This window comes from Ekhidna algicida (assembly GCF_051379705.1).
Classification (GTDB): domain Bacteria; phylum Bacteroidota; class Bacteroidia; order Cytophagales; family Cyclobacteriaceae; genus Ekhidna.
This window is the reverse complement of record NZ_CP179868.1, coordinates 1,018,095-1,041,899: the sequence shown is the minus strand read 5'-3', so window position 1 is coordinate 1,041,899 and position 23,805 is coordinate 1,018,095. Positions and strand designations below refer to the sequence as shown.

Sequence of the window (23,805 nt, the reverse complement as noted above, 5' to 3'; positions counted from 1 at the left end):
CCACTAAACCTAATTAAATACATGAATCCCAAACAGGCGGTAGGACCATTTTTAAAACTACTCATTAGCGAACCTCGAGGTATGTTGAAGGCACTACTTCGACATACGAAAGAGGCTTATAGGGCAAGTCAGTTCAAAGGAAATAGCATTAAAAATGCTGACGTTTTGGATGTGGTAGATCAGATAGACGAAGAGGTGAATAGTTATACTTACCTGGATGGAACTTCAAGAACTATGGATATTGCTTTCTTAAAGGCTATTTGCCGGCAATATGCAAAGTGCAACTACCTTGAAATCGGATCATGGAGAGGTGAAAGTATACTAAATGTTGCTTCAGTGGTAGATCACTGCACTTCTGTTTCGCTTTCTAAAGAAGAAATGATGAAGATCGGCCTAAGTAGTAGCGATGTAGAAGCACTAAACTATTTATCTAAAGATTTGCCAAACGTAACTCACATTGAAGCCAATTCTCAAACTTATGATTTTGATCAATTAAATAGCAAGTTTGATGTCATTTTCATTGATGGCGATCATTCATACAAAGGGGTTAGAGCGGACACAGTGACTGCATTGAAGTTACTTAAGGATGATAATTCAGTAATTATCTGGCATGATTGCGGTTTTGGCATGCAAGATTTAAGGTACGAATCCATAGCTGCAATTCATGATGCATGCTCAAAGGAACAATTTGATCATATATATCGGGTATCTAATACCATGTGTGCGATCTACACAAAGAAAGAATTGAAAACGAGCAAAGCCGGATTTGAGACGCAACCGAACAAATTATTTGATGTCAAAATAAAAGGTAGAAAGGTTAATTAATGAAGCTAATCAAAAACTATTTCTCTTGGATTGATGGCTTGCTTTCTAAGCAAGTTGATGCCACAGGTTTAGCTCTTTTCAGAATAGCCTATTGTCTAATTTTGTTGATGGAAATAAGCCAAATCGTTTATTTCCGTCATTTAATCTATGATAAGATTCCATTTCTGGTGCCAGCAGAAATCAATGTGCTGCCCGGACTGATCGTTTGGATGGTATCTGTCTTGTTCATTCTTTTTGGTTTTTATACGAGACAGGCAGCTCTGGTAAATTATGTACTTTCTCTGGTCTTTATTGGCACTATTTCAACCTATGAGTACCATGTTTTCTATACTTACATGGGTGTAAACTTCCTTTTTCTGTTCGTTGATATTTCAAAGAATCATTCCATTGATCGATTGAGAAGAAAGCTGAAGTTTTCTTCAGCTAAGTTTACCGCTAATCCGGATTCAACTGTTGGAGCATGGCACTATTTTGTTTTGATAGCGGTAGGCGTTGGATTTGTCTACTTTGACTCCATTTTTTTTAAGCTGGCATCTTACAATTGGATGCACGGTCTGGGAATGTGGCTACCAGCTTCCCTTCCAATGGCCACACATTTCGATGCAACGCCCATCCTGAATATTAAGTGGCTAACCATTGGACTAGGTTATCTCACTATTGTGTTTGAGCTAATCTTCCTGTTTACTTTTTTCATTAAACGCTTTCGCATTCCATTATTAATAGTTGGGACAGGATTGCATTTAGGAATCATCATTATTTTCCCGATTCCATGGTTTGGTATGTGTGTGCTGGCCATATACCTGCTTATGATACCTCATTCTTTCTGGAAATGGATGGAGCGAAAAATCCATGCATCAAAGTCCTCATTGACAGTTTATTATGACGAGCACTGTCCTTTGTGTAATAGGACCAGGATTACGGTAAATCATTTTGACTACTTGAATAAAATTGAGTGGAAAGAAATTGGATCATCGGATTCAAATCAGATCGAAGGGATTGAAAAATCTGAAATGTACCAAACCATGCATGGAGTTAATGCTGGAGGTAAAGTTGTCAAAGGGGTAGATACATATTTAAAGGTAATGCAGCGAATCCCACTCCTATGGATTGGGTATTTAGTGATTTCAATTCCGGGTATTTACCACCTTGCAAAATGGGTTTATTCAATTATTGCGAGCCAGAGGTCTACTACCCATTGCACAGATGAAAACTGCGGCTACATTCCGCCGAGTGTCCCTTCCAAAGAGACTGACATTAAGATTCTGGAAACAGTGACACTGAGACAACTCAAGGTATTCGGATGGGGTTCACTGTTGATATTGCTTGTTTTGTTTCAAATAAACGTGACCACTCATTCCAAGCTATTCAATGATTTGCTAAAGCAAACAGGAGTGTATGAAACACCGGTTCAAAAAACCTTTTCAACGTACTCCAAGAAAGTGTGGGGCGTAAGTAAAATACTCTTTGGAATCACAAGACATGGCGTATTTATGGATGGGCACTTTTATGATTACAACCATATCATCGGTGTGGAAGCAGTCATGCCGGATGGATCTCGCCAATGGCTACCTATCATCAATAAAGACGGAACGGCTGGTTGGTACGATTATTCGTTCAATTGGGTAAAATGGACCTTCAGAGTAGTAGATAATGAGGTAAATTCAGAAGCTCTCACTCAAGGAATTAGAGATTTTTCAACTTTTTGGGCTGGAATCAACGGATACAATGTTTATGAACTCAGCTTCAATATCTACGCCAGACCATTGGAGATTCCCAGAAAGTGGGAAAAAAATTTTCTGCGAAATCAAAAGGGTAAGAATTGGAAAATGGTAGGCAATGGCTATTGGGAAGGTGATAAATTTATATCTACTTTTCCGCCAATCGAAACGATAAAGTTTGATGAGTAAAACCATATTAGTTACCGGTATTGGAGGTGTCGTTGGCCAAGGTATTCTGAAGAATATAAAAAGAGAATATTCGGAAATACGCCTAATTGGTACCAACACTTTATCCGTGTCAGCAGGAAATCACTTGTGCACGGAGGTATACAAAGTGCCTTTAGGAGATGACGCGAGCTATATGGAACGGATTGTTCGGATAGTTGAAAAGGAAAATGTAGACCTTATTATTCCCTCTACAGATTTAGAATCCTATCACTTGGGCACGCAGCGAGATTTACTCCCAGAAAATGTCGAGCTAGCCATTTCAGATCCGAGTGTAACCGGACTAAGTCTTGATAAATGGAAGACAAGCGAGGCGCTGGAAACGTCCAATATTCCTTTTGCAAAGTCCTTTCTGCCAAGTCAATACAAAGGACAATTTAGCAAGACCATTTTAAAGCCAAGGACTGGCCGTGGATCTAGAGATATTTACGTTAATCCGGAAAATCCCTCCGGGTTTGACGATACGTTTATCGTTCAGGAACTATTAGAGGGACCGGAAATTACAACCACATTTTACGTCACAAAAAACAGAGCAGTTAAAGGTCAAATTACTTTCGTTCGAGAGCTTGACTCTGGGAACACCTCAAAAGCAGAAGTGACATTTGAGTACGAAGAGGAGCTTCAAAAAATCATTGATAAGTTTATTGAGAGTTTTGACTGTGTGGGCTCCATCAACATACAATCCAAAGTGACAGCAAAGGGAATAATTCCTTTTGAAATCAACAGCAGAATATCAGGAACAAATTCACTTAGACCACATTTTGGGTTTCCCGATGTGAAGTTTACCGTGCAAGAGTGGTTGTTTAATCAGAAGCCTGAAGCGCATACAGTCACATCGGGATGTGCTTTAAGAGTGATTGATGATATCATATATTCAGATATTGCTTTGAGTGAAATAAAAAACGACAAGGACAACTTCGAGCTCAGATGATCAAAGCCATTTTTTTTGATGTAGCTAACACCCTTTTGCATAAGCCAGACTTGATGGCGAATATTCAGGAAGCGTTTCAGAAATTTGGTTACAGCTTTGTTCGGGAACAAATTCAAGCTATTCATCAGCAATTAACTGAGGAAGTGGTGTTTCCCGATGAAACTACGCAAGAATTCTACAATGGATTTAATGCCAAACTGTGTCAAGCACTTCAGGTTGAGACAAGTCCTTTATTGGTTCAAAACATCTATGAGGTAAGTCGTGGGTTGGAGTGGCACAAGTTTGATGACTTGGACATTATTGAACAATTATCTCTACCGATTGGAATTGCCTCAAATTGGGATAAATCCCTTCAAGAGAAACTCAAGCACTATTTTTCCTATGATTTTAAATGGATATTAATTTCTGAAGAGTTGGGAGTTAAGAAACCTCAACCGGAATTTTTTAGCCAAATGATTGATACTTCTGGATATCAGGCAAGTGAAATCATGTTTGTTGGAGATTCTATGCATCTTGATATTGTCCCAGCAAAAGAAATGGGAATAGAGGCAGTATTGTTAGATCGAAATAACTTTTACTCAACCTATGAGGGAAAGAAGATTAAATCAATGAACGAACTAACTTCACTTCTATGAAAAAGCTAGCCATCATCGGTGCCGGAGATCTGGGGCAGCAGATAGCCTATCATGCTTCAAAATGCGGTTATGAAGTTGTTGGATTTTTCGATGATTATTCAAATGAGGTTCTGGGTAAAATTGAGGATGTGAAAACTGCATTTGAGAATAAAACCTTTGATGAGTTAATGATAGGCATTGGCTATAAACATATGGATGTGCGTAGCAGATTGTATGACGAGCTTTCAAAAACGATTCCATTTGGTACGGTGATTAATCCATCAGCCTATATTGATCCATCATGTCAGATTGGTGCAGGAACATTTATATATCCGGGATGCGTGTTAGATATGAATGTGGTGATTGGTGATAACGTTTCATTGAATGCAGGATGTGTCATTGCGCATGATTCCACTATCGAAAGCCATTCAATGTTGTCACCGGGAGTAGTGATCTCAGGCTTTGTGACAATAGAGCAAAAAGTAAATCTAGGTACCGGCACCAAGGTGATAGATAATATTCGAGTTTCTTCCGGAGTAAGAACTGGCGCTGGTGCAGTCGTTACTGATATGCTTGAAAAAGCCGGGCTATATGTCGGGATTCCTGCCACATTTAAGAAATTATGATTCCATTCAATAAACCATATTTAACTGGTAACGAAACAGCTTACATCCAAGAAGCTGTGAAGACTGGTAAAATTTCGGGGAATGGCGAATTCACAAAGAAGTGTCACCAGTTTTTCGAAGAGAGATTCAACTTTCGCAAGTGCCTCCTCACAACATCCTGCACCGATGCTTTGGAAATGGCAGCTCTTTTATTAGATATTCAGCCAGGAGATGAGGTGATCATTCCCAGCTACACGTTTGTCTCATCCGCCAACGCTTTTGTCTTGAGAGGTGCTTCCATTCAGTTTGCGGATAGTAGCGACTCAAATCCCAATATATCTGTAGAAAGCATTAGGTCTTTAATCACCGCGAAGACCAAAGCAATCGTAGTGGTACACTATGCAGGAGTAGCATGTGACATGGATGCAATCATGGACATAGCCAATGAGCACAATATCTATGTGGTGGAGGATGCAGCGCAAAGTATTGACAGCAAGCACAAGGATAAATACCTTGGCAGTATTGGTCATCTGGCAGCATTTTCATTTCATGAAACAAAAAACATCATCTCCGGAGAGGGTGGCATGCTGGTGATAAATGATGAAAATTTTGAAAAAAGGGCTGAGATTTTATGGGAAAAAGGTACAAATAGGGCTTCTTTTTTTCGGGGTGAGGTTGATAAATATGGTTGGGTCGATGTAGGTTCATCTTTTTTGCCTTCAGAAATTACGGCGGCCTTCTTGTATGCTCAGTTAGAGAGTTTGGATGTTATTCAAAAAATGCGATTGAGCATTTGGGATCGATATCGCGAGTCGTTGGATTTTCTGGATTCACGAGGAGGATATTTACCCTTTATTCCTGATTATGCCACCAATAATGCACACATGTTCTATTTGGTGTGTGAGGCTCCCGATGAAAGAGATCGACTCATTAATCACATTCGGAAGTCAGGAGCACATCCGGTCTTTCATTACCTATCACTGCATAAGAGCTCGTTTTACCGGAAAAAGTATCAGGGCGGCGAACTGCCAAATTGTGATCGATATGCAGAAAATCTTGCAAGACTTCCGTTTTATTATGAATTAGGGGCAGATCAGGAGGTTGTCATTACTGCTATAAAAAAATTTTACAAGTGATTCTTCACCTGCATACGGACTCAAGGTTTGCAAACTATACCATTGATGTGTTTGGATCAAAAGAGAATTACCATCTGATAGGAATGCGCTATCCAGGACAGAAATTAAGGTTTGTTACAAAGCAGGAACATGTAGGAATGTATGTCTTCGGATGGAGCCAAGCTAAAAGACAGTTGACAAAGCTCAGTCCTGCTATGATAGTTGTACACTTCATGGATATTCGTTGGTTCGAGTTACTTTCCATTATTCCAGAAAATACGACTGTAGTATGGATTTTTTGGGGAGGAGATGGATATAGTCTGCCAAAGATGAGTGAAGATTTATATGACAAATACACTTCCAGAAGATTAAAAGATCAAAGTACCGTTTCAAAACTTGATAAGATGAAGGCGGATTTAGGGATAAAATCTGCACTCAGTATTCCATTTATTACCAGCCTTCTCTTCGAAACGCTGAGAAAAAGTAAGATATCTAAGGACTCCAATCAGGTTAGAGAGGCACTTTTTACACGTGTAAACTATTGCGGAACCTTCCTGAAGGAGGATTATGAATTACTGCATAGTAAATATCCATTTCAAATGAATTGGACAGATGCAAGATTCATAAGTTTAGAACGACTCATTGGTTCAATCGATGCTGAACCGTGTTCAGGAAATCATATTTTGTTGGGTAATTCCTGCACCATGGAAAACAATCATGTAGATGCTATTGAGGTCATCCGACAATTGGAGATAGACGAAGGACAGGAAGTAATATGCCCACTTAGCTATGGTAAAGATCTTGGGAAATATCGTGATTGGGTGATTGAAGATGGTAAGAAGAGCCTGGGAGAATCTTTTAAGCCTTTAGTTGAATTGATGCCACTGAATGAATATACCAGGATATTGCGTTCTTGCTCTTTTGCCATTATGTATCACAACCGGCAACAAGCTTTTAACAATATTCTCGCCTTAATTTATCTCGGTGTTAAGGTATATCTGAAGCCTAATAATACCATTTATAGCTATTTGAAACGGATTGGCTGCAATGTGTTTTCGACTAATAAATTAAATGAAACTAAAAAGTTGCAACCTCTATCGGAAGTTATGGCTGATGAGAACAGGCAGGTACTAAGAAAAGAGTTTTCTCAAGAAAAGATCATCGAATCTGCAACAGGTATTATGCAATTGGCTAAAGAAACAAGTGGTTAAAGTTCTCTCTAAATGTGTGCTCTTCATTCGCTAGATGCTCGCTAAGTCGCTTTTTTAGAGCTATTTCATCTTGACTTTTTTTCGGCACACTAGTCTTATTGAAAGAGTAGTAAATAGGGGTTAGGAGGTTTTGAAACGCTTTAGGTGTCCAACTTTTTATCGTCAATGCTATTTCATGAAGCTTCCGATTTCGCAGACCAAAAGTTTCATTCTTTTTGTTGAGTGAGGAGGTTTCAAAATAGTCCGAATCGATCGCTAAAAAAGTCGCTAGTTTCTTTAAAACTTTGATTGGCGAAGACTTTAATTCTTCGAAAGTAATGATTCGAAATTGATCCTCCTTAACATGATTCAACCATAAGTTTACAAATGGAGTTAAAACAGATTCTCGAACGGACTGACTTAAAAAATTGGTTCCATCGTACTCCAGATACTCTTCAAAGGATCCTTTAAATTTCTTTGTTTTGAATCGATTGAATTGATATTCGGAAAACAATCGGTCGGCAGCTGGCCGATAAACGATGATCACTTTCAAATCATTGAGCGTGCTAAGGTTTTTGGCAGCAAGTGAAGAATAAATATATCCCGGGGACGCTTCCATTAAGACTTTTTCTAAACTATGGCCGGAAAAATATTCTTCATATTTCTTCCACCCATCTTTATTAAAATTCGGATATGGACTCTGCTTATTCGCATCCTCATAGAAATAATATGTTTCCTTCACTTTGGAAGGTAAAACATCAGGATGCCCCGCTAGCCAATCAAATAGTGAAGTGGTCCCGGTTTTTGGAGGACCGGCAATGATGAAATTAGGCAGTGCCATTTCCTGACCGTAATTCAACACCAACACCACCCATGAATGCTAGTATCACCAGAATAGAGCTTATGAGCATGATGGTGTTTCCTACATAATATGTTTTCGGCTTAAACTCGAAAATCACCTCATGACTCCCCGATGGGATGGCCAGAGCTCTTAGCACGTAATTAGCACGAAGTATTTCTGTTTCATTTCCATCGATGGTAGCTCTCCAACCTTCAGGGTAGTAGATCTCAGAGAAAATACCGAGCGCAGTTCCACCATTAATTTCGGCAGAGTACTTCACCAAATTTGGACTTTTCTCAGTAAGTACGATCGTACCGGCTCCTGATATCTGAGGCATTTCAAATTTACTTTGATCAATTAGTGCTTCATTCTTCGAGTCGATGGAACAAACCTGACCAATCTCCTCGTCAGGAGAATTCACAGGAATTACACGATTCACAGTCCACGCATTTCCATTTGCATAACGATTGGGGAATACTGCGTTGGCTTGAGTTCCTGCGTACATAAACTTTGTATTGAGCATATTTAGCACAGGTAATCCAGAAAAATTCATGGATTGACTTTGCAAGGTTTGAAAGGCCGATTGAAGCTCAGGTTGAAGACAATATTCAATCAGATCATTGTATCGTCTGATTTTCGCACCATGGTAGCCTCCGATAGATTCATGAAAATAAGATGTCCGGTTTTCGTTAAACGGATTTTGGAGATTTAATACACGTTCACCGGAGAGCGCCTGCGAAGCAATGGCTTTATCTGCATCTGTCATTTGAAAGAATGAAGCGGTTGGATCTCTCTCAAATTTTTGAGCTCCAAGAAATCGCTTGGTTAACGAAAAGCTGTCTACGAATATCAGAAAAGCTAAACCAATCATTACCTGGCTGGTCTTTACTCTCTTCTTAAAAAGAGCCCAAATTACAATTGCGAATGCCACTACGAACATGAGCGCGCGCATACTGTCTCTTATCAGCAAGGACTTGCGATCATCACGTACAGCATCTAAGAACCATTCAGGTAACTGAGAATCAATTGATCCCCGGAATCCCAGCGCACTGGAAAAAAGCATTAGGACAATTAAAAATCCACCACCGATACCAAATAAGATAAATATCTTCTTTTTCAGTTCCTGATTCCATTCAGCAGTTACTAGCTTTTCTAAAGCAACGAAACCGAGGAGATTCATTGCGAATATGGTGATGATAATGGTGAAAGTCACCGAGCGAAATTTGTTGTATCCCGGCAGATAGTCAAACAATAAATTGTTGAATCCTTCGAAGTTTTTACCCCAGCTCATCATGATGCCGAGTATCACCAGCGATATGAGCCATACTTTATGTCTTTTTGGTAAAATCAGAATGCCTAAAATGAATAGAATAACCGTTAAGGTTCCGGCGTAATAGGGAGCGGTTAGAGGTTGATCTCCCCAGTAGGTTGGCACGGTCTTTATCTGATTTGCAATTTGAGATCGATTGTATCCGGCATTGCCCAGTGCTTCAGCAACTGCAGATTTTGTTGAGAGTTCTTGCTGAGAAGATCCTCCGAATATGTTTGGAACAAACAGGAATAGAGGCTCGGCAATACCGTTACTATATCTAAAAGCATAATCTTTATCCAGCCCTGATGAAGCTTTCTTTGCTGCGAGAAGCTCCGACTCACCTCGAATGGTATACTTGCTATACTCGAGTGTGGTAGCAAGTCTTCCATAATTGGCTCCAACGGCCAAAACAGCAGCTAATATCATAAGTGCGGCATTTATACCAAAGGGCTTAAAGTCCTTAGTCTTAAAAACTTGAATCAAAGCATTGATGCCATATGCAGCCACAATGATGGCCAGATAGTAGGTGATCTGCGGGTGATTTGTTCGAATCTGAAGTCCTAAAGCCAGAGCAGTAAGACCAAACCCAAGCCATCGTTTGCCTGAAAAGGCCAGATGGATTCCGGCCAATACCATTGGCATAAGTGCTACTGCGGCAATTTTTGCATTATGCCCGGCCATTATACCGATCATATTAAATCCATTCAGCCCAAATGCGATGGCACCCGCGGCTGCTATTAGTGGTCTCACTTTGAAGCTAAGAAGTAAGATGTAAAAGCTAACAAAAGCAACAAACAGAATGCCTTGAGGATGTTTCATTCCAAGCCTCATACCCCTGTAAACGTAAGAGATAAGATCTCCTGAATATTGTGCGCCTGTGAGATAAGCAGGCATTCCACTAAACATGTAGGGATTCCAGAGTGCTTCTTCACCAGTCCCGGCACGATGCAATTGAAGCTGATTGTTGCCTCCCACTCCTTGCAAAATATCATGTTGATTTATTTGCTCACCGGCAATAAAGGTCGGATAATGAACCAAGAGAGTGATAAAAAGAAATCCAAGGATAATTAATCCGTGCGTAAGAATATTTTTCTTCAGGTTCGAGTTCATTTCGGAAGGTTAATTTTTAAGAATCGCTCAAAGGTAGAATGAATGATTTTATTTATGTCTGAAGATATTTTGAACAGATATATCAAGACGATAAACAAAATAGCAGTTAGGATTGAACGAATGGCAATAGTAAAGATCGGATGAAAACCCAAGGTAAAGTAATAGGCTAGGGTAAATATTAGTATGCCTATAAAAAACAATTTAAGGTGCGATTTCAGAAAAGGTTGAATGCCGAAGTGGTATTTCACATAAATAATCTTGACAATTATATGAATCACAATTGCTAGAAAATAACTTAAACCTGCACCTTCCAGTCCCCAAATGGGAATCAAAAAATAGTTTAGCAGAACCAATAAAATGGCTGTTCCCATTTGAAAAACCAAGTTGTATTTATAGAGGTGAGAGTAGTTAATTATTTCACCGGGAAAACTTGAGATCATAACTGCGAGCTTGGCAGTACAGACCAAAACGACTACATATAAACCAGCTCTGAATGCTTCTCCTTTGGGTATAAACAGAAATAGGTCGTTCAAGTTGGTTATGATTCCAATAAAAATCAGAAACCCTATGACTGACATGGTAATTGAACTACGCTTGTAGAGTTTCTCCACCTCTCTCATATTCTTGTTTTCAATCTCTTTTGAAATAATTGGTGACATGACTTTTGCCATACTCCTTCTTGGCATTTCTACGATTGTTCCAATGAAGAAGCATGTGACAAAAATGCCATTAGCAGTTGCTCCCAAGATGGAGGTGACCAAATCGTACGTTGCATTATTCATTACTGCAAAACTCCCTGCCAATAGCATTGAGTATGCAGAAAACTGGAGGAGTTTCTTTTTCCAGTCTTTGGAAATCATAGAGAAGTCGAAGCTGAATCTAAATCCATTGAAAATCATCAGTTTAGCAAAAAGTAAAATCAATGCCAATGAATAATTGATAGCCAGGCCTCTTACAGCCCATTCAAAACTAAACCATTGCAATGCATACCCGACAACCAAAACTATCGATCCAATTCTTAGAATTATATCTCGGATTAAAGAAGGAAAAAGGACTTTTAGGTTCGTTCTGCTAAAACTGAAGAGCATCTCGAAAAAGCTGTTAACTACAATAATGATGGCTGTGATGGAAAGATAGTTGACATACTGAGGAGCAGATTCGATGTAGCGATGTGCAATTAAATTTCTCAAAGAATAACCAATGAAAATAGCTATGACACATCCTGCAAGTACTATTAGCGCCTGAAAGGTGAAAACACTATTTCTGTCTTTTTCTTGAAATAGAGGGAAGAACTTCAGATATGAACTTGCCATCCCAAATGTGGTGAATGGAGAAATCATCATCGCATTTGCTGTAATGATTCCAAACAATCCAATCTCATCCAAATCGAAGTATTCTGGCCTTAGGTAAAGCGTGTTGGCAAACCCTACCAGCACACCTAAATAGGCGATTACTGTGCTCCAAAAACTCTGTTTTATAACGACTCCCACTAGATTGAATTAGAAAAACCACAATTTAATAGAAAGGGCAACTACCATCACCAATAGAATCATTCGAATCACGCGATCACTTTTACCAACAGACCATCGACTACCTACCCAGGCACCAACAGAATTGCCTAACGCAAGCACCAATCCATATTCCCATTGAATTTTACCTTCAAGGTAAAACACGGCCACAGCAGCTAAAGTGTAACATAGTATCACAAATACTTTTATGCTGTTGGTTTTAGCCATATTGAACCCATGAATCCCTGTGAGCGTGGCGATAATCAGGAAACCAATTCCCGCTTGAATGAAACCACCGTATATACCTAAGAAGAAAAAAACGACGATGCTAGTCCAAATTTTACCGCTTGAAAGCAACTCTTCAGGGTTGATTTTAATGGCCGGACGAAAAACAGATATTGCCATTACCACCAACATTACAATAGCCAGTATGCGATTGAATAATTGATCACTAATATCAACTGCAATATTGGAGCCGATGATAGCGCCAATAATGGCCGGAATAGCCACATAGATCGCAAATGGAAAAACATAAACCCCCTTGCTGCGATATCCTGCCACAGAGAAAATATTTTGAATAAATATGGCCACACGATTGGTGCCATTCGCCTCAGCTGATGGCAATCCCATAAAGATTAACAATGGCATTATCAGCAATGATCCACCTCCGGCTATGCTGTTTACAAACCCAGCGAATACGCCTGCTGCAATTAAAAGAAGTCCTTCTAATAAAGACATATCAAAGCTTGTAATCTGTGAGCTTGCAATCTAACGTATCCTTACAATCAGCTAATAACTGCATTTGTGTTTTTCCTGAAAGCGGATCTGTTTCTAATGGACACATCTCTGCAAGTAGTATCAGTGTAAATCTTCTGTCAGGGATGCCGGGGTGTGGTAGTGTCAGGCTTTCCCTATCAAGAATTTGGTTGTGATAGTAAAGCAGATCAATGTCAATGCAGCGTTCGCCCCATTTTTCTTTTCTGATTCTTCCAAGCTGTTGCTCCACATCCAGCAGTGCCTCCATAAGTTGAGATGGTTCCTTAGCTGTGTTTATTTGAAGGGTGACATTTAGAAACCAATCTTGCGCCTTTTTACCCCAAGGTTCAGTTTCATATATAGAAGATTCATCAATCACTTGAATTTCTTTCTTTATTAAAAGCCTTTCAGCTTCTCGAAGGTATTCCAACCGATTGCCCATATTGCTACCCAACAGGATGTAAATTCCGTTCATACACTTTCTTAATCCAAACTTTGCAAACCTCGTCTTACTTTTGCAGGTTTCAAAGACAAACTAAAACGTACCAAAACAAAATACATGGCATTCTTAAGAAATCTTTTAGCCACTATTCTCGGCCTGATCATTTTTACCTTCCTCGGCTTTTTTATGCTCGTGGGAGTTGTGGCATCTGCCTCTTCTGATGAAGTACCGACAGTCAAATCCAATTCGGTGCTTTACTTCCCCATGTCAGGTATTTTGCTCGAAAAAGCTGTAGAAGATCCTTTCTTGAATGCTTTTGCAGATGGACCTACTCCGCAAAGTTTGCTGGATATTATCGCTGCAATAAATCGCGCAAAGACTGACGATCGAATTCAAGGAATCTACATTGAGCCGATGTATCTGGCAGGTAGCTATGCCGGACTTCAGGAAATTAGAGATGCACTTTTAGATTTTAAAGAATCAGGCAAGTTTATATATGCTTACGGCGAGTATATCAGCGAGTCTGATTATTATGTTGCTTCCGTTGCAGACAGCTTATTTATCAACCCAACCGGAGCGATAGAATTCAATGGATTAGATGCAAACATTACTTTCTTCAAAGGCATGTTTGACAAGCTGGACATTAAGCCGGAAGTATTTAGAGTAGGAGACTTTAAAAGTTACGTTGAGCCGTATATAAGAAAGGATTTAAGTAAAGAAAACAAACTTCAGTATACCGAGCTGCTAAACTCGATGTACAGCATTTATTTATCCAACGTTTCTAATTCGATTAAAATCCCAGTGAACAAGCTGGAAGAAATATCTAGCCAGATGAAAGTGAGCCTGCCGAAAGATGCGGAGGATGTAGGCTTGATTCATAAAGTAGGATATGAAGATGAGCTCAAGAGTGTAATGAAGGAGAAACTTGGTCTCGATGAGGATAAAGACCTCCGAACCATGAAGATGAGTAAATACATTCAAGCCATAGCTACTGAAAGTAATTATTCTAGCAACAGAATAGCTGTAATTGTGGCAGAAGGAGATATTGTAATGGGCGGTGACGAAGGTATTGTAGGAGCAACATTTGCCGAGGAAATCAGAAAGGCCAGAAATAATGATAAAGTGAAGGCTATTGTGATGCGCGTCAATTCCGGAGGAGGAAGTATGACTGCTTCAGATATGATCTGGAGAGAGTTAATGCTCACAAAAGGTAGGAAACCAATTATCGCATCAATGGGCGGAGCAGCAGCTTCTGGTGGTTACTACATAGCCATGCCTGCCGATACGATCATTGCACAGCCAAACACCATCACAGGCTCTATAGGAATCTTCGGGATGTGGTTCAATTTTGGTGAATTCCTTGAAAACAAGATTGGAATTACTCATGACGTGGTAAAGACAGGGGAATATTCAGATATATATACTGTAACACGACCACTTAGAGATGCGGAACGCGCAATCATACAACGTGGAGTAAATGAAGGATATGAAGTGTTTACGCAAAAGGCTGCGGATGCTAGAGGAATGTCTCAGGAAGAACTAAAGAAAATAGCTAGTGGTCGAGTTTGGAGCGGAGAACAAGCTTTGAATAATGGCTTAGTTGATCAACTCGGAAGCTTCAATGACGCTATAGATCTAGCTGCAAAGGCTGCCGGTATTGAAGACGACTATATGGTGGCTTATTATCCAAAGCAAAAGCCATTTATCGAAGAGATCCTTGAAAAAATGAATGCTAAGGTTCAGCTCACGCTATTTGGCGTGGATGCGGATCCGATACTTAAGCAGGCCAAATCTCTTAACGATCTGAAAGGAATGCAGGCAAGACTGCCGGGAAATCTGGAAGTACATTAACAAAAAAAAGCGGCTACTGCCGCTTTTTTTATACCCAAATCAAACCTCAAAACTATCGTAGTTCATACCTATCGGCATAGTATCTTTTCTTGCCATACCTACGGTACCGCTTCATATGGTATGCGTTATCAGCGACAGGATTATCCGATAGCAGATTCAGATCCACACTGTAAGATCTCCTAAGATCCACTCTCCGCATTCGGAGTGGAAGCTGTGTTCCAAAACTCCAAACACCAGTATCGAAGTAGACGAAGACTTGCCGTCGCTGATCATAGTAGATATTATGCGCCGGGAAATAAGTAAATCGATGAATCGACTTGGTCTTGTAGCCGTGCGCTTGGGCCCAGATTGGCGGGCCTTTCTTAATGTGCTTTTTATGTGTTCGCTGTTTATACTTTTTGTGATTATTGCAAGCTTCAACATTTGTAAAGGCGAACAACATAACTACTGCTATTCCGAAAATTTGTACACTTCTTTTCATAATTGATAAGTGTTTGGTTCGGAGAAGAAATATTCAAGCATCATGCCATTACTGACATGAGTACTGCATTTCAGTAGTTCAAAAAGTAGCTTTTGCTGTAGTTTGAATAGAGAAAATCGATATTGATAGAAATGATAAGCCTGTTGGTCGAAGGACTGAAAATCTCTGAAATTACAGTTTCAAGACCATCTGATCTTCGGTGAAATACCTGCCTTTCCATTTGATAGCGTTTTGTTCAGAGGCAAAAGTCTGGAATCCAAATTGCTCATAAAGTGATTTAGCTTTTTCATTAGTTGGAATCACAGTCAGATTGATTTGCTCAATGCCCTCAATCTTACGCGCCTTACGAATTAATTCCTGGATCAAAAGCTTGCCAATGCCTTTGCCTCGATTTTTAGGTGAGACAATCATTCGGGATAGTAAACCTTTATGTCTTAGCTTTTCCCAATTGGTTCCTTCTCTTTTGAAAGTGACCACTCCGATTAATTTAGCTTCAAGGAAGGCCCCGAGCGTGAAGCAATTATCATCTAAAGTTAAAAGTGGAATGTCTAGATCATCGTCAGGTGAAATACGAAAGCATTCATGGTCATCAATGAGTGCTTGCAGAACAAGTTTTTTGTATTGGGATTCAAAATTTGGTGGAATCTCTTTAATGACGATTTCAGACATCAGCTCTTGTTTTAGCTATCCTTTTGGTATAGTACCAAATAAGTATTAAGACCACTAATTACTCTTCCATCAATTTCTTTTTCAATACCTCCAGATTTTCTTTTCTAGGTATATGCATTTTTTTTCGCTCCCAATAGATAAGGACAAATGACAATATGTACATACCGGTAACAAGGAGCCATTTTTCTAAGGAAGCCTCAATAACAATCATTTTAAGAATATAGAAAAAAGAAAACGGAACTAAATACCCTATTACCATCATCCTCGAAATGTGGATAATAGAATTTGTGTTGGCAATAGCGTGATCCAGTTCTCCAAACATGCTCCGATCAAACATATTTTCAGCCTTCAGTCGTTTATACCTCGATATTTGAATATAGATAACCGTAGCAAGCATCATCGCAGATCCCACAAAATCCCAATAGTGAGGATCGTCGAGTGCATCGATGAATAGAAATACTGCTACGGTTCCATTGATTAAGCTAATCCAGTTTTCTACCATATCAATTCGTTTGCTTGCAGCATTCTTTTTTCTTGTGATGCTTTTGTGAAGGGCAGTTTCATTAATCGCGTACATAGTTTCTCCTTTTTGTTCGTTCCAAATTTTTTGCATTTCATCAAACTCCATATTCGTATTGTTTAGAGTTAGTTACTAATTGCTTTTTGATCCGATGAATTTTCACGCCGATGTTGCTTTCAGAAATACCCATCATTTCGGCCATTTCCTTGTAGCTGTATCCATCGAGAAGTAGAAGCGTAAGCGAACGGTCAATCTCATTGAATTGCTTGATTTCATTGTATAGCCAGGCTATACGCTCATCTTGAGGTTCCTCATTGGCAGCCAGCACATTGGTCATTTTCTCAACTTCCAGATGACCAGCCACGTGTTTCTTTTCCTTGGTGCTCCACTTTATTGCCGTATTCAACGCAATTCGGTATAGCCAGGTAGAAACAGCTGATGAACCCTTGAAATTTGGTATGGATCGATACATCTGTAAGCAGATATTTTGAAAAAGATCATTCTGATCAGCTTCAGTATATGCATACGCTTTAATGATCTTAAAGAGTAACGCCCGGTAACCATCCAGCCATTCGTCGAAGATTTTGCGCTGTTCGCTTTCTTTCATTTTCGAATTGTTACCCCACTAGTCCGGAGGATAGAATATTTCTTACAAAAAACAGAAAAAAATTAACCAAGCTGGTCTTTTAAGCTCTTTGTAATAGGTGAATCCACCTCGCCTGTATGTGCTGTGGATTTGTTTTCTATCAGCATGATCTTGCATTCATCTGATGAAGAAACCCGATGATTCACAGATTTTTTCACCACATAAAAATCTCCCTTTTTCATCATGAATGGCTCTTTTCCCTCTTCCTCGAAGAGTAGTTCGCCATCCAGAATAAAGAAAGCTTCATCCTCATTTGCATGGTTGTGCCACGGAATGTCTTCTCCTTTGATTTTGGCCACTTTTACAAAAACATCGTTGACCTCTCCAATCACTTTTGGGGAGAAGTATTCGCTAACTTTTGATAGATGATCTTGGATATTCATAACATAAAGATACATCTCTACTGTTGTCTGAGTACAGCGCAGACTACTTTTGCGGTATGCCAATTCATGACCTTATAGTAAGTCCCGAAGTGGGATTTAGCCCGGAAGCATTAGAAGTTTATCTGAAACAAAAAGATCATCTAAATCAAGGTCAATATGTTGATATTTTGCGAAGATCAGTCGACGCAAGGCAGAAGACCATCAAAGTCAACCTGCGCGTGGAAGTTCGTGATACACCACCTCAAGTTGAATACGTAGAGTATTTCCACAAAGAATACAATGTAAGGAATGCAGATCCGGTAATCATTGTTGGTGCTGGCCCGGCAGGATTATTTGCTGCAATAAAGGCTATAGAAGGTGGCTTAAAGCCGATTATATTGGAGCGAGGGAAAGATGTTCGCTCACGCAGAAGAGATCTGGCAGCAATTAATAAGGAGCATATTGTAAATCCGGAAAGTAATTATTGTTTTGGTGAGGGTGGAGCTGGTACCTATTCAGATGGTAAGCTCTATACACGTTCAAAAAAACGTGGAAGCATCCGGCGAGTATTTGAAATCCTCGTAGCTCATGGCGCAACCTCAGATATTTTGTTTGAAGCTCATCCTCATATTGGAACAAACAAACTTCCCAAACTGGTGACCAAATTGAGGGAAACTATTGAAAATGCAGGCGGAGAAGTGCATTTTAACACCAAGGTAACGGACTTCCTCATAGAGAATGGGGAAATAAAAGGAGTGACTTCTGAGGTAGAGGAACACCGAGGAGTAGCTGTATTATTAGCAACGGGCCATTCGGCACGAGATATCTTTCGATTGTGTAAAACCAAACAGGTGAAAATAGAAGCCAAGCCATTTGCACTAGGAGTGAGAATTGAGCATCAGCAGCAGCTGATCGATCAAATTCAATACAAGTGTGAAGATCGGGGAGATTATTTACCTGCTTCGGCCTATTCATTAGTTTCTCAAACTACGCTCAAAGGAAAAGAACGAGGTGTATTTTCGTTCTGCATGTGCCCAGGTGGGTTTATTGTACCAGCCGCTACCTCACCAGGAGAATTGGTAGTCAATGGGATGAGTCCTTCCAGACGAGATAGCAAATATGCCAATTCAGGTATGGTCGCTGCAATTGAATTGGAAGACATTCCAGAATATCAAAAATTTGATGAACTAGCAGCCATGGAGTTTCAGGCAGATATTGAAAAAAGGGCGTGGAAAATCGGAGGCAGCACTCAGGTTGCTCCTGCGCAGAGAATGATAGATTTCGTGAATGGGACGGTTTCATCTGGCCTATTAGAAACATCTTATCAGCCAGGGCTGGAATCCACCGACATGATGGAAGTTTTACCGCAATTCGTTGGGAAGCGATTGCGTCAGGGCTTCCAATTTTTTGGACAAAAAATGAAAGGTTACTTAACAAATGAAGCCCAAATTGTTGGAGTTGAAAGTAGAACCTCTTCTCCTGTTCGTATTCCCAGAGACAGAGATACATGCGAACATGTTGAAGTAAAGAGATTATTTCCTTGTGCAGAAGGGGCTGGGTATGCAGGAGGAATTGTGTCCGCAGCAATGGATGGAGAACGATGCATGGACCAGATAATTAAAATGTACACAACGCATTAAATCCAATATTTATAAAAATTCAAATTGTAAAGAGTACTTTTGAATAGCTAAAATTCATGATATGCGAGTAAAATTCATTCTTTTAGGAACCATCGTATTGTTACTCACTCAGTGCAAATCTGCTAATGTTGGGCAAGCAGATGACTACAGCGATCAAGCAACAACTCCAATCATCCTACTACTCGCAGATGGTCTTTCTCCGGCTGATTTGGAATCAGTAAAATCTACTCAAGTGGAAAGCATGAAGCGAATCAGTAGATCTCAAAACCAATGGATGGTAAAAGTTGCGGGTAATGAAAGCGTAGCGCTTAAATTATTAGACAAACTCAAAGAAGATGAAAGCGTGCTGGAGACATATTTGGATGGAAATGATCAATCCATGCCAATAAAAAAATCAAAAAATTAGAATCCCCTAAATCAAAAATTATGAGAAGTAAATTATTAATCCTGACTGTTTTGCTATCCAGTATTTCTGGTTTCAGCCAAAACAGGAAGGAACTCGAGGTTAATGTAAGCAGTTTTAAGGCCATTCATTTGGGCAAAACTAAACCCCTCAAAGAGCTTATTAGACTTTCTGTTACCGATAGAGATAAGAAATCCAAAGCAAAGGCAAGAGTAACAGCTGCACCGACAAACTTCATCGGCAGAAAAGGAAGTAATGCCATACTTCCAGAGTTGGAACATCAAGGAATTGATCCTATCCGTCAATTCAACAATACTCCAAATGGTAGAGCAACAGCAATCACCCCATCCGTCAATATTGATGGTTTGGCAAGCTCATTCGGCTCGCCAAATGATCCAACCGGTGATGTAGGATTAGATTATTACGTTCAAGCAATTAATGCAACAGATATAGCTGTCTATGATAAAGACGATGGAAGCCTTGTAGACCAATTTGCGGCTAATACGCTTTGGTCTTCAATTAATGAAGTATCCGCAGGAGATCCAATTATACTATTTGATCATGAATATAATCGCTGGATCATTACAGAATTCACTTCTCCGAATGGCACAGCGAACCTACTATTTGCAATTTCAGATACCAGCGATCCACTTGGTAGCTACAATGCCTACTCTTATTCACCGCCAAATTTTCCTGATTATCCGAAGTGGGCAATTTGGAGTGATACATATATGGTAACAACCAATGAATTGGGTCCTGGCAGCTTGCATCAGTATTTTTTCGATCGTGCGGCATTTATTGCTGGAGATAGCGAAGTGGCGGCACAGCGTGTAGAAATCGCTGGAAATTCGAGCACAGAAGCAGGGTTTTACGTCACCACACCAGTAAGCTGGATTGGAGATGTTGCACCAGAGGATAATAAGCCAATCGCGATAAAAATAAATGACTCCTCATGGGGTGAAGTCGCCAATGATGCTGTCGAGGTTTTCATCTTCGATGTAGATTTCGAAAATGAAACCACGGTAACGAAAACAACAATAGAAACCACTGCATTCGATGGATATCCTTGCGATAATGCGAATGGACAAGATTTCTCTTGCCTTTCTCAAAAAGGTTCCTCTCAGGGAATTGATGCAATTCCTGAAGTAATCATGAATCTACCACACTATCGTAATTTCGAAACACATGAATCCATTGTACTTAGCTTTATTACAGATGTAACAGATGGAGATAATTTAGCAGGAATAAGATGGATGGAATTACGTAGAACTACTGGCGATTGGGAACTTTATCAAGAAGGAACTTATGCTCCAGATGATGGCCTGCATAGGTTCATGCCTTCAATCTCCTTAGATAAAGATGGGAATATCGGACTTGCCTACAATACAACCAGTTCATCAGAATTCGTAGGAATTAAATATACCGGAAGGTATGCCGAGGATCCACTGGGAACAATGACAGTTACCGAGTATGGAGTAGTCGATGGAACTGGATCAGTAGGTGGCGATCGTTTCGGTGATTATGCTCAAATGGCAGTTGACCCTCAAAACGAGAGAACTTTTTGGTATACTTCAGAATACGCTGCTTCAGGCGGATCAAAGACCAGAATAGTAGCCTTCCAACTGGAAGCCAATGCTAATGATCTTACAGTCAATTCCATTGATGAACCTAACACATCAACCACACTCACTGCTACCGAGACAGTCAGTGTCACAGTCGAAAACATCGGGACTCAAGCTGCTTCAAATTTTGATATAATACTGAGCTTGGATGATGTTGTAATCGAGACCTATACACATACACCTTCTCTAGCTGCGGGAGCCAGTTTAGCGCATGACTTTGGGACTACCGTAGACCTTTCAGCTCTGGGAGATTATGAAATTTCAGTGGAAGTTGATCTCACTGGGGATGAACTTCCGGGAAATAATTCGCTAACCAAAAATTTGAAGAAGATTGCTGAGAATGACGCAAGTATTTCTTCGTCTGCTATAGGTACTACATGTAATAATGTTATAACTGCAGCAGTAACAATTACCAATGAAGGCGGAAATACATTAGAGTCCGTGGACATTGAGGTTTATCTCAACGCTTCATTAGAAGAAACTATCAATTGGACAGGCTCACTCGAAACAGGTGAGGAAGAGATCGTAGAAATTGAAGTTTCTGACCTTTCTGAGGGTAATAATGATATTTCAATTGTCCTGGTAAGTCCGAATGAAGTTGCTGACGAAGTTCCTGGTAATAATGGATCCGACCTGGTGGTCAACCTTGATTCCAGCCTGGATCAAATTGTTTTCACGCTCAATACAGATGAGTACCCGGAAGAGACTACCTGGGAAATGCTTGATGGAGAAGGAAATGTTATTGTAAGTGGAGGTCCATACCCGGAGGACGTAGAATCGACTGTAACGGAATATATATGTGTTGATCCCGATGCTTGCTATGAATTTGTGATCTATGATGCTTTTGATGATGGCATTTGCTGTGGTTTCGGTTCAGGTTCTTATTCAATTGCCGACGCAAATGGAAATACAATTTTTGCCGGAAATGGACAATTTGGTGAGTTTGAGAGTACCGCCTTTTGCATTGGCACAGAGTGTAACCTAGCTATTGAGACGGATGTTATAAATGCCAGTACTGGTGAATTGGGTTCTATTATTATTGATGCATCCGGCAGTTACGGATATGAATACAGTATTGATGATGGAGAGACCTTCCAAGAATCTCCTGTATTCGATGAACTTGCAATTGGTACGTATGACATATATGTGCTTGCACAGGATGGAAATTGTGTTGTTGAGGAAACTGTCACACTGGCATTTGATTGTGATTTGACAATTGCAGTTAATCAGGAAGTAACTGGTGATGGAATAGGTGACCTTGAAATCATCGCATCTGGTGGAGATAGCTATGAATACAGCATTGATGGTGGTGACAACTTTCAATCATCCAATATTTTTACCGGAGTAGAGTCTGGCACCTACGAAGTTCTTGTGGTTTCAAATAGTGGCAACTGTGAAGAATCTGTAAGCTTTAATGTTGACTTTGTTTTAGGTACGTCGATTGATCAATCCATTACGGTTGCTCCAAATCCGACAAAAGGAGTTTTTAAAGTAACTGTGCCGGGCCATGATTACATTAAAGGATTTTTGCAAGTTCAGGTTATTGATTTGAACGGAAGGATCATTCAGAGCCATCGATTTAGTAGATACGATCAAGCTTTTGAAGGCACGGTTTCATTGTATGCCTACCCAAATGGGATTTACTTCCTAAAGTTGGTAAATGCTGAATCTGATAGGTTGATTAAAATCCTCAAGCAATAAAACAAAAAGGGTGATCTGCATGCAGATCACCCTATAGTTACACGATTAATTAGACTAAATTTTTATTCTTCAGGAGTTACTGAAAATTGTCCGGATACTTCAGCTTGAAGGTCGTCACTTCCCTCCCCATCAAAGCTGAATGTACCGTTAATTACATCTCCCGAAACAGTCACTTCGATACTTCCTGAAACAGCCGTTACACCGGACGTCTCAAAGGTTGTTGTATTCACGGAAGTAAATGTTGCTGTATTGCTTGAAGTTATTTCAAGACTATAAGTCCCCGCTCCGTCAAAATTCACAATTGAAATAGCCATAGCGTTCCCAGTACCTTCAGATGCGACGATGGCAAGCACATCTCCATTGCTCGAACTTGTAAGATTGGCTTGCACTAGTTTTTGTCCTTGCACTTCACCGGATGCACTGAAATTGGCGCTAATATCCCCTGTCACGGTGGCCGAAAGACTGTTGCCAGCAGGAGTTGCATCATCAGAATCTCCCCCGCAGGAGAAAAGAAGTGATGCAGAAATTAAATAGGCGAATAATTTGATGGTTTTCATGATGTTACTTTTTTAGGCTAAGGTCCTGAAATCCAGCTCCATGCTCAATACCCTCCAATTGTGATTTGATATCCGTGATTCATGGTATTTTTCCTAATCCGTCTTTTTTCAACTGGTGTTTATTCCCGTAGACTTGATGTCGATCTAATGAAACTGTCATT

The 23,805-nt window shown here is 40.0% G+C and carries 22 protein-coding genes; 11 read left to right on the top strand and 11 right to left on the bottom strand.

Translation table 11 applies throughout. From position 1 onward, the window contains the following. The first annotated feature begins 21 nt into the window (after positions 1 to 21). From ACL8WY_RS04360 to ACL8WY_RS04330, 7 genes are read left to right on the top strand one after another with little or no spacing between them, the layout of a single operon-like run. Positions 22 to 825: a class I SAM-dependent methyltransferase gene (locus ACL8WY_RS04360; protein ID WP_436517201.1), complete on the top strand. Its 804-nt coding sequence runs from the start codon at positions 22 to 24 to the stop codon at positions 823 to 825. Next, a complete protein-coding gene (locus ACL8WY_RS04355) occupies positions 825 to 2,732 on the top strand; it encodes a DCC1-like thiol-disulfide oxidoreductase family protein (RefSeq protein ID WP_436517200.1) in 1,908 nt (635 codons plus the stop codon). Before ACL8WY_RS04360 ends, ACL8WY_RS04355 begins: the two co-directional genes overlap by 1 nt. After that, positions 2,725 to 3,699, top strand: a complete 975-nt coding sequence (locus ACL8WY_RS04350; RefSeq protein WP_436517199.1) for an ATP-grasp domain-containing protein — start codon at positions 2,725 to 2,727, stop codon at positions 3,697 to 3,699. Before ACL8WY_RS04355 ends, ACL8WY_RS04350 begins: the two co-directional genes overlap by 8 nt. Then, a complete protein-coding gene (locus tag ACL8WY_RS04345; protein ID WP_436517198.1) occupies positions 3,696 to 4,334 on the top strand; it encodes an HAD family hydrolase in 639 nt (212 codons plus the stop codon). Before ACL8WY_RS04350 ends, ACL8WY_RS04345 begins: the two co-directional genes overlap by 4 nt. Beyond that, positions 4,331 to 4,939: a NeuD/PglB/VioB family sugar acetyltransferase gene (locus tag ACL8WY_RS04340; protein ID WP_436517197.1), complete on the top strand. Its 609-nt coding sequence runs from the start codon at positions 4,331 to 4,333 to the stop codon at positions 4,937 to 4,939. Before ACL8WY_RS04345 ends, ACL8WY_RS04340 begins: the two co-directional genes overlap by 4 nt. Then, entirely contained in the window at positions 4,936 to 6,054 is a 1,119-nt protein-coding gene (gene rffA / locus ACL8WY_RS04335; protein WP_436517196.1) for a dTDP-4-amino-4,6-dideoxygalactose transaminase, read from the top strand. Before ACL8WY_RS04340 ends, rffA begins: the two co-directional genes overlap by 4 nt. After that, positions 6,051 to 7,244 carry a TDP-N-acetylfucosamine:lipid II N-acetylfucosaminyltransferase gene (locus ACL8WY_RS04330; protein ID WP_436517195.1) on the top strand — a complete coding sequence of 398 codons (1,194 nt, stop codon included), beginning with the start codon at positions 6,051 to 6,053 and terminating at the stop codon, positions 7,242 to 7,244. The genes rffA and ACL8WY_RS04330 overlap by 4 nt, the downstream gene beginning before the upstream one ends. On the opposite strand, the gene ACL8WY_RS04325 is transcribed toward ACL8WY_RS04330, so the two are convergent. The 5 genes from ACL8WY_RS04325 to folK are packed head-to-tail and all read right to left on the bottom strand — an operon-like array spanning position 7,225 to position 13,225. Beyond that, on the bottom strand, positions 7,225 to 8,064 hold the full coding sequence (locus tag ACL8WY_RS04325; RefSeq protein WP_436517194.1) for a sulfotransferase domain-containing protein: 840 nt from the start codon (positions 8,062 to 8,064) through the stop codon (positions 7,225 to 7,227). The genes ACL8WY_RS04330 and ACL8WY_RS04325 overlap by 20 nt on opposite strands. Beyond that, the gene (locus tag ACL8WY_RS04320) at positions 8,051 to 10,486 is read right to left on the bottom strand and encodes a YfhO family protein (RefSeq protein WP_436517193.1); all 2,436 of its coding nucleotides are present in this window, start codon (positions 10,484 to 10,486) and stop codon (positions 8,051 to 8,053) included. Before ACL8WY_RS04320 ends, ACL8WY_RS04325 begins: the two co-directional genes overlap by 14 nt. After that, on the bottom strand, positions 10,483 to 11,976 hold the full coding sequence (locus ACL8WY_RS04315) for a hypothetical protein (protein WP_436517192.1): 1,494 nt from the start codon (positions 11,974 to 11,976) through the stop codon (positions 10,483 to 10,485). The genes ACL8WY_RS04320 and ACL8WY_RS04315 overlap by 4 nt, the downstream gene beginning before the upstream one ends. 9 nt (positions 11,977 to 11,985) lie before the next feature. Continuing rightward, entirely contained in the window at positions 11,986 to 12,732 is a 747-nt protein-coding gene (locus ACL8WY_RS04310) for a sulfite exporter TauE/SafE family protein (RefSeq protein ID WP_436517191.1), read from the bottom strand. A 1-nt stretch (position 12,733) separates the two neighbouring features. Beyond that, positions 12,734 to 13,225: a 2-amino-4-hydroxy-6-hydroxymethyldihydropteridine diphosphokinase gene (gene folK, locus ACL8WY_RS04305; RefSeq protein WP_436517190.1), complete on the bottom strand. Its 492-nt coding sequence runs from the start codon at positions 13,223 to 13,225 to the stop codon at positions 12,734 to 12,736. A gap of 84 nt (positions 13,226 to 13,309) precedes the next feature. Between folK and sppA the strand changes: the two genes are divergently transcribed. Then, on the top strand, positions 13,310 to 15,043 hold the full coding sequence (gene sppA, locus ACL8WY_RS04300) for a signal peptide peptidase SppA (protein ID WP_436517189.1): 1,734 nt from the start codon (positions 13,310 to 13,312) through the stop codon (positions 15,041 to 15,043). Between the two features lie 52 nt (positions 15,044 to 15,095). Here the strand turns inward: sppA and ACL8WY_RS04295 are convergent, their stop codons facing one another. From ACL8WY_RS04295 to ACL8WY_RS04275, 5 genes are all read right to left on the bottom strand, one after another. After that, positions 15,096 to 15,524 (bottom strand): hypothetical protein, encoded by a 429-nt coding sequence (locus ACL8WY_RS04295; RefSeq protein WP_436517188.1) that lies wholly within the window; start codon positions 15,522 to 15,524, stop codon positions 15,096 to 15,098. Between the two features lie 171 nt (positions 15,525 to 15,695). After that, complete coding sequence (locus ACL8WY_RS04290; protein WP_436517187.1) at positions 15,696 to 16,193, bottom strand: GNAT family N-acetyltransferase; 498 nt, start codon at positions 16,191 to 16,193, stop codon at positions 15,696 to 15,698. Between the two features lie 58 nt (positions 16,194 to 16,251). Next, positions 16,252 to 16,821, bottom strand: a complete 570-nt coding sequence (locus ACL8WY_RS04285; RefSeq protein WP_436517186.1) for a hypothetical protein — start codon at positions 16,819 to 16,821, stop codon at positions 16,252 to 16,254. Beyond that, the gene (locus tag ACL8WY_RS04280) at positions 16,811 to 17,320 is read right to left on the bottom strand and encodes an RNA polymerase sigma factor (RefSeq protein ID WP_436517185.1); all 510 of its coding nucleotides are present in this window, start codon (positions 17,318 to 17,320) and stop codon (positions 16,811 to 16,813) included. The genes ACL8WY_RS04285 and ACL8WY_RS04280 overlap by 11 nt, the downstream gene beginning before the upstream one ends. A 62-nt stretch (positions 17,321 to 17,382) precedes the next feature. Then, positions 17,383 to 17,742, bottom strand: a complete 360-nt coding sequence (locus tag ACL8WY_RS04275; protein ID WP_436517184.1) for a cupin domain-containing protein — start codon at positions 17,740 to 17,742, stop codon at positions 17,383 to 17,385. A 56-nt stretch (positions 17,743 to 17,798) separates the two neighbouring features. Between ACL8WY_RS04275 and ACL8WY_RS04270 the strand changes: the two genes are divergently transcribed. From ACL8WY_RS04270 to ACL8WY_RS04260, 3 genes are all read left to right on the top strand, one after another. Further along, positions 17,799 to 19,361 carry an NAD(P)/FAD-dependent oxidoreductase gene (locus tag ACL8WY_RS04270; protein WP_436517183.1) on the top strand — a complete coding sequence of 521 codons (1,563 nt, stop codon included), beginning with the start codon at positions 17,799 to 17,801 and terminating at the stop codon, positions 19,359 to 19,361. Between the two features lie 61 nt (positions 19,362 to 19,422). Continuing rightward, positions 19,423 to 19,767: a hypothetical protein gene (locus ACL8WY_RS04265; RefSeq protein WP_436517182.1), complete on the top strand. Its 345-nt coding sequence runs from the start codon at positions 19,423 to 19,425 to the stop codon at positions 19,765 to 19,767. Positions 19,768 to 19,787: 20 nt separating this feature from the next. Continuing rightward, positions 19,788 to 23,087, top strand: coding sequence for a CARDB domain-containing protein (locus ACL8WY_RS04260; protein WP_436517181.1), 3,300 nt, complete (start codon positions 19,788 to 19,790; stop codon positions 23,085 to 23,087). Between the two features lie 62 nt (positions 23,088 to 23,149). On the opposite strand, the gene ACL8WY_RS04255 is transcribed toward ACL8WY_RS04260, so the two are convergent. Next, positions 23,150 to 23,644 carry a DUF6252 family protein gene (locus ACL8WY_RS04255; protein ID WP_436517180.1) on the bottom strand — a complete coding sequence of 165 codons (495 nt, stop codon included), beginning with the start codon at positions 23,642 to 23,644 and terminating at the stop codon, positions 23,150 to 23,152. Between the last annotated feature and the right edge of the window lie 161 nt (positions 23,645 to 23,805).

What these genes read in the sequence shown, in the direction of transcription:
- ACL8WY_RS04280 (WP_436517185.1), bottom strand. Translation starts at nt 17,320, where the DNA reads ATGAAAGAAAGCGAACAGCGCAAAATCTTCGACGAATGGCTGGATGGT.
- rffA (WP_436517196.1), top strand. Translation starts at nt 4,936, where the DNA reads ATGATTCCATTCAATAAACCATATTTAACTGGTAACGAAACAGCTTAC.
- ACL8WY_RS04320 (WP_436517193.1), bottom strand. Translation starts at nt 10,486, where the DNA reads ATGAACTCGAACCTGAAGAAAAATATTCTTACGCACGGATTAATTATC.
- ACL8WY_RS04285 (WP_436517186.1), bottom strand. Translation starts at nt 16,821, where the DNA reads ATGGAGTTTGATGAAATGCAAAAAATTTGGAACGAACAAAAAGGAGAA.
- ACL8WY_RS04275 (WP_436517184.1), bottom strand. Translation starts at nt 17,742, where the DNA reads ATGAATATCCAAGATCATCTATCAAAAGTTAGCGAATACTTCTCCCCA.
- ACL8WY_RS04350 (WP_436517199.1), top strand. Translation starts at nt 2,725, where the DNA reads ATGAGTAAAACCATATTAGTTACCGGTATTGGAGGTGTCGTTGGCCAA.
- ACL8WY_RS04325 (WP_436517194.1), bottom strand. Translation starts at nt 8,064, where the DNA reads ATGGCACTGCCTAATTTCATCATTGCCGGTCCTCCAAAAACCGGGACC.
- ACL8WY_RS04355 (WP_436517200.1), top strand. Translation starts at nt 825, where the DNA reads ATGAAGCTAATCAAAAACTATTTCTCTTGGATTGATGGCTTGCTTTCT.
- sppA (WP_436517189.1), top strand. Translation starts at nt 13,310, where the DNA reads ATGGCATTCTTAAGAAATCTTTTAGCCACTATTCTCGGCCTGATCATT.
- ACL8WY_RS04360 (WP_436517201.1), top strand. Translation starts at nt 22, where the DNA reads ATGAATCCCAAACAGGCGGTAGGACCATTTTTAAAACTACTCATTAGC.
- ACL8WY_RS04270 (WP_436517183.1), top strand. Translation starts at nt 17,799, where the DNA reads ATGCCAATTCATGACCTTATAGTAAGTCCCGAAGTGGGATTTAGCCCG.
- ACL8WY_RS04260 (WP_436517181.1), top strand. Translation starts at nt 19,788, where the DNA reads ATGAGAAGTAAATTATTAATCCTGACTGTTTTGCTATCCAGTATTTCT.
- ACL8WY_RS04290 (WP_436517187.1), bottom strand. Translation starts at nt 16,193, where the DNA reads ATGTCTGAAATCGTCATTAAAGAGATTCCACCAAATTTTGAATCCCAA.
- folK (WP_436517190.1), bottom strand. Translation starts at nt 13,225, where the DNA reads ATGAACGGAATTTACATCCTGTTGGGTAGCAATATGGGCAATCGGTTG.
- ACL8WY_RS04255 (WP_436517180.1), bottom strand. Translation starts at nt 23,644, where the DNA reads ATGAAAACCATCAAATTATTCGCCTATTTAATTTCTGCATCACTTCTT.
- ACL8WY_RS04265 (WP_436517182.1), top strand. Translation starts at nt 19,423, where the DNA reads ATGCGAGTAAAATTCATTCTTTTAGGAACCATCGTATTGTTACTCACT.
- ACL8WY_RS04345 (WP_436517198.1), top strand. Translation starts at nt 3,696, where the DNA reads ATGATCAAAGCCATTTTTTTTGATGTAGCTAACACCCTTTTGCATAAG.
- ACL8WY_RS04310 (WP_436517191.1), bottom strand. Translation starts at nt 12,732, where the DNA reads ATGTCTTTATTAGAAGGACTTCTTTTAATTGCAGCAGGCGTATTCGCT.
- ACL8WY_RS04295 (WP_436517188.1), bottom strand. Translation starts at nt 15,524, where the DNA reads ATGAAAAGAAGTGTACAAATTTTCGGAATAGCAGTAGTTATGTTGTTC.
- ACL8WY_RS04340 (WP_436517197.1), top strand. Translation starts at nt 4,331, where the DNA reads ATGAAAAAGCTAGCCATCATCGGTGCCGGAGATCTGGGGCAGCAGATA.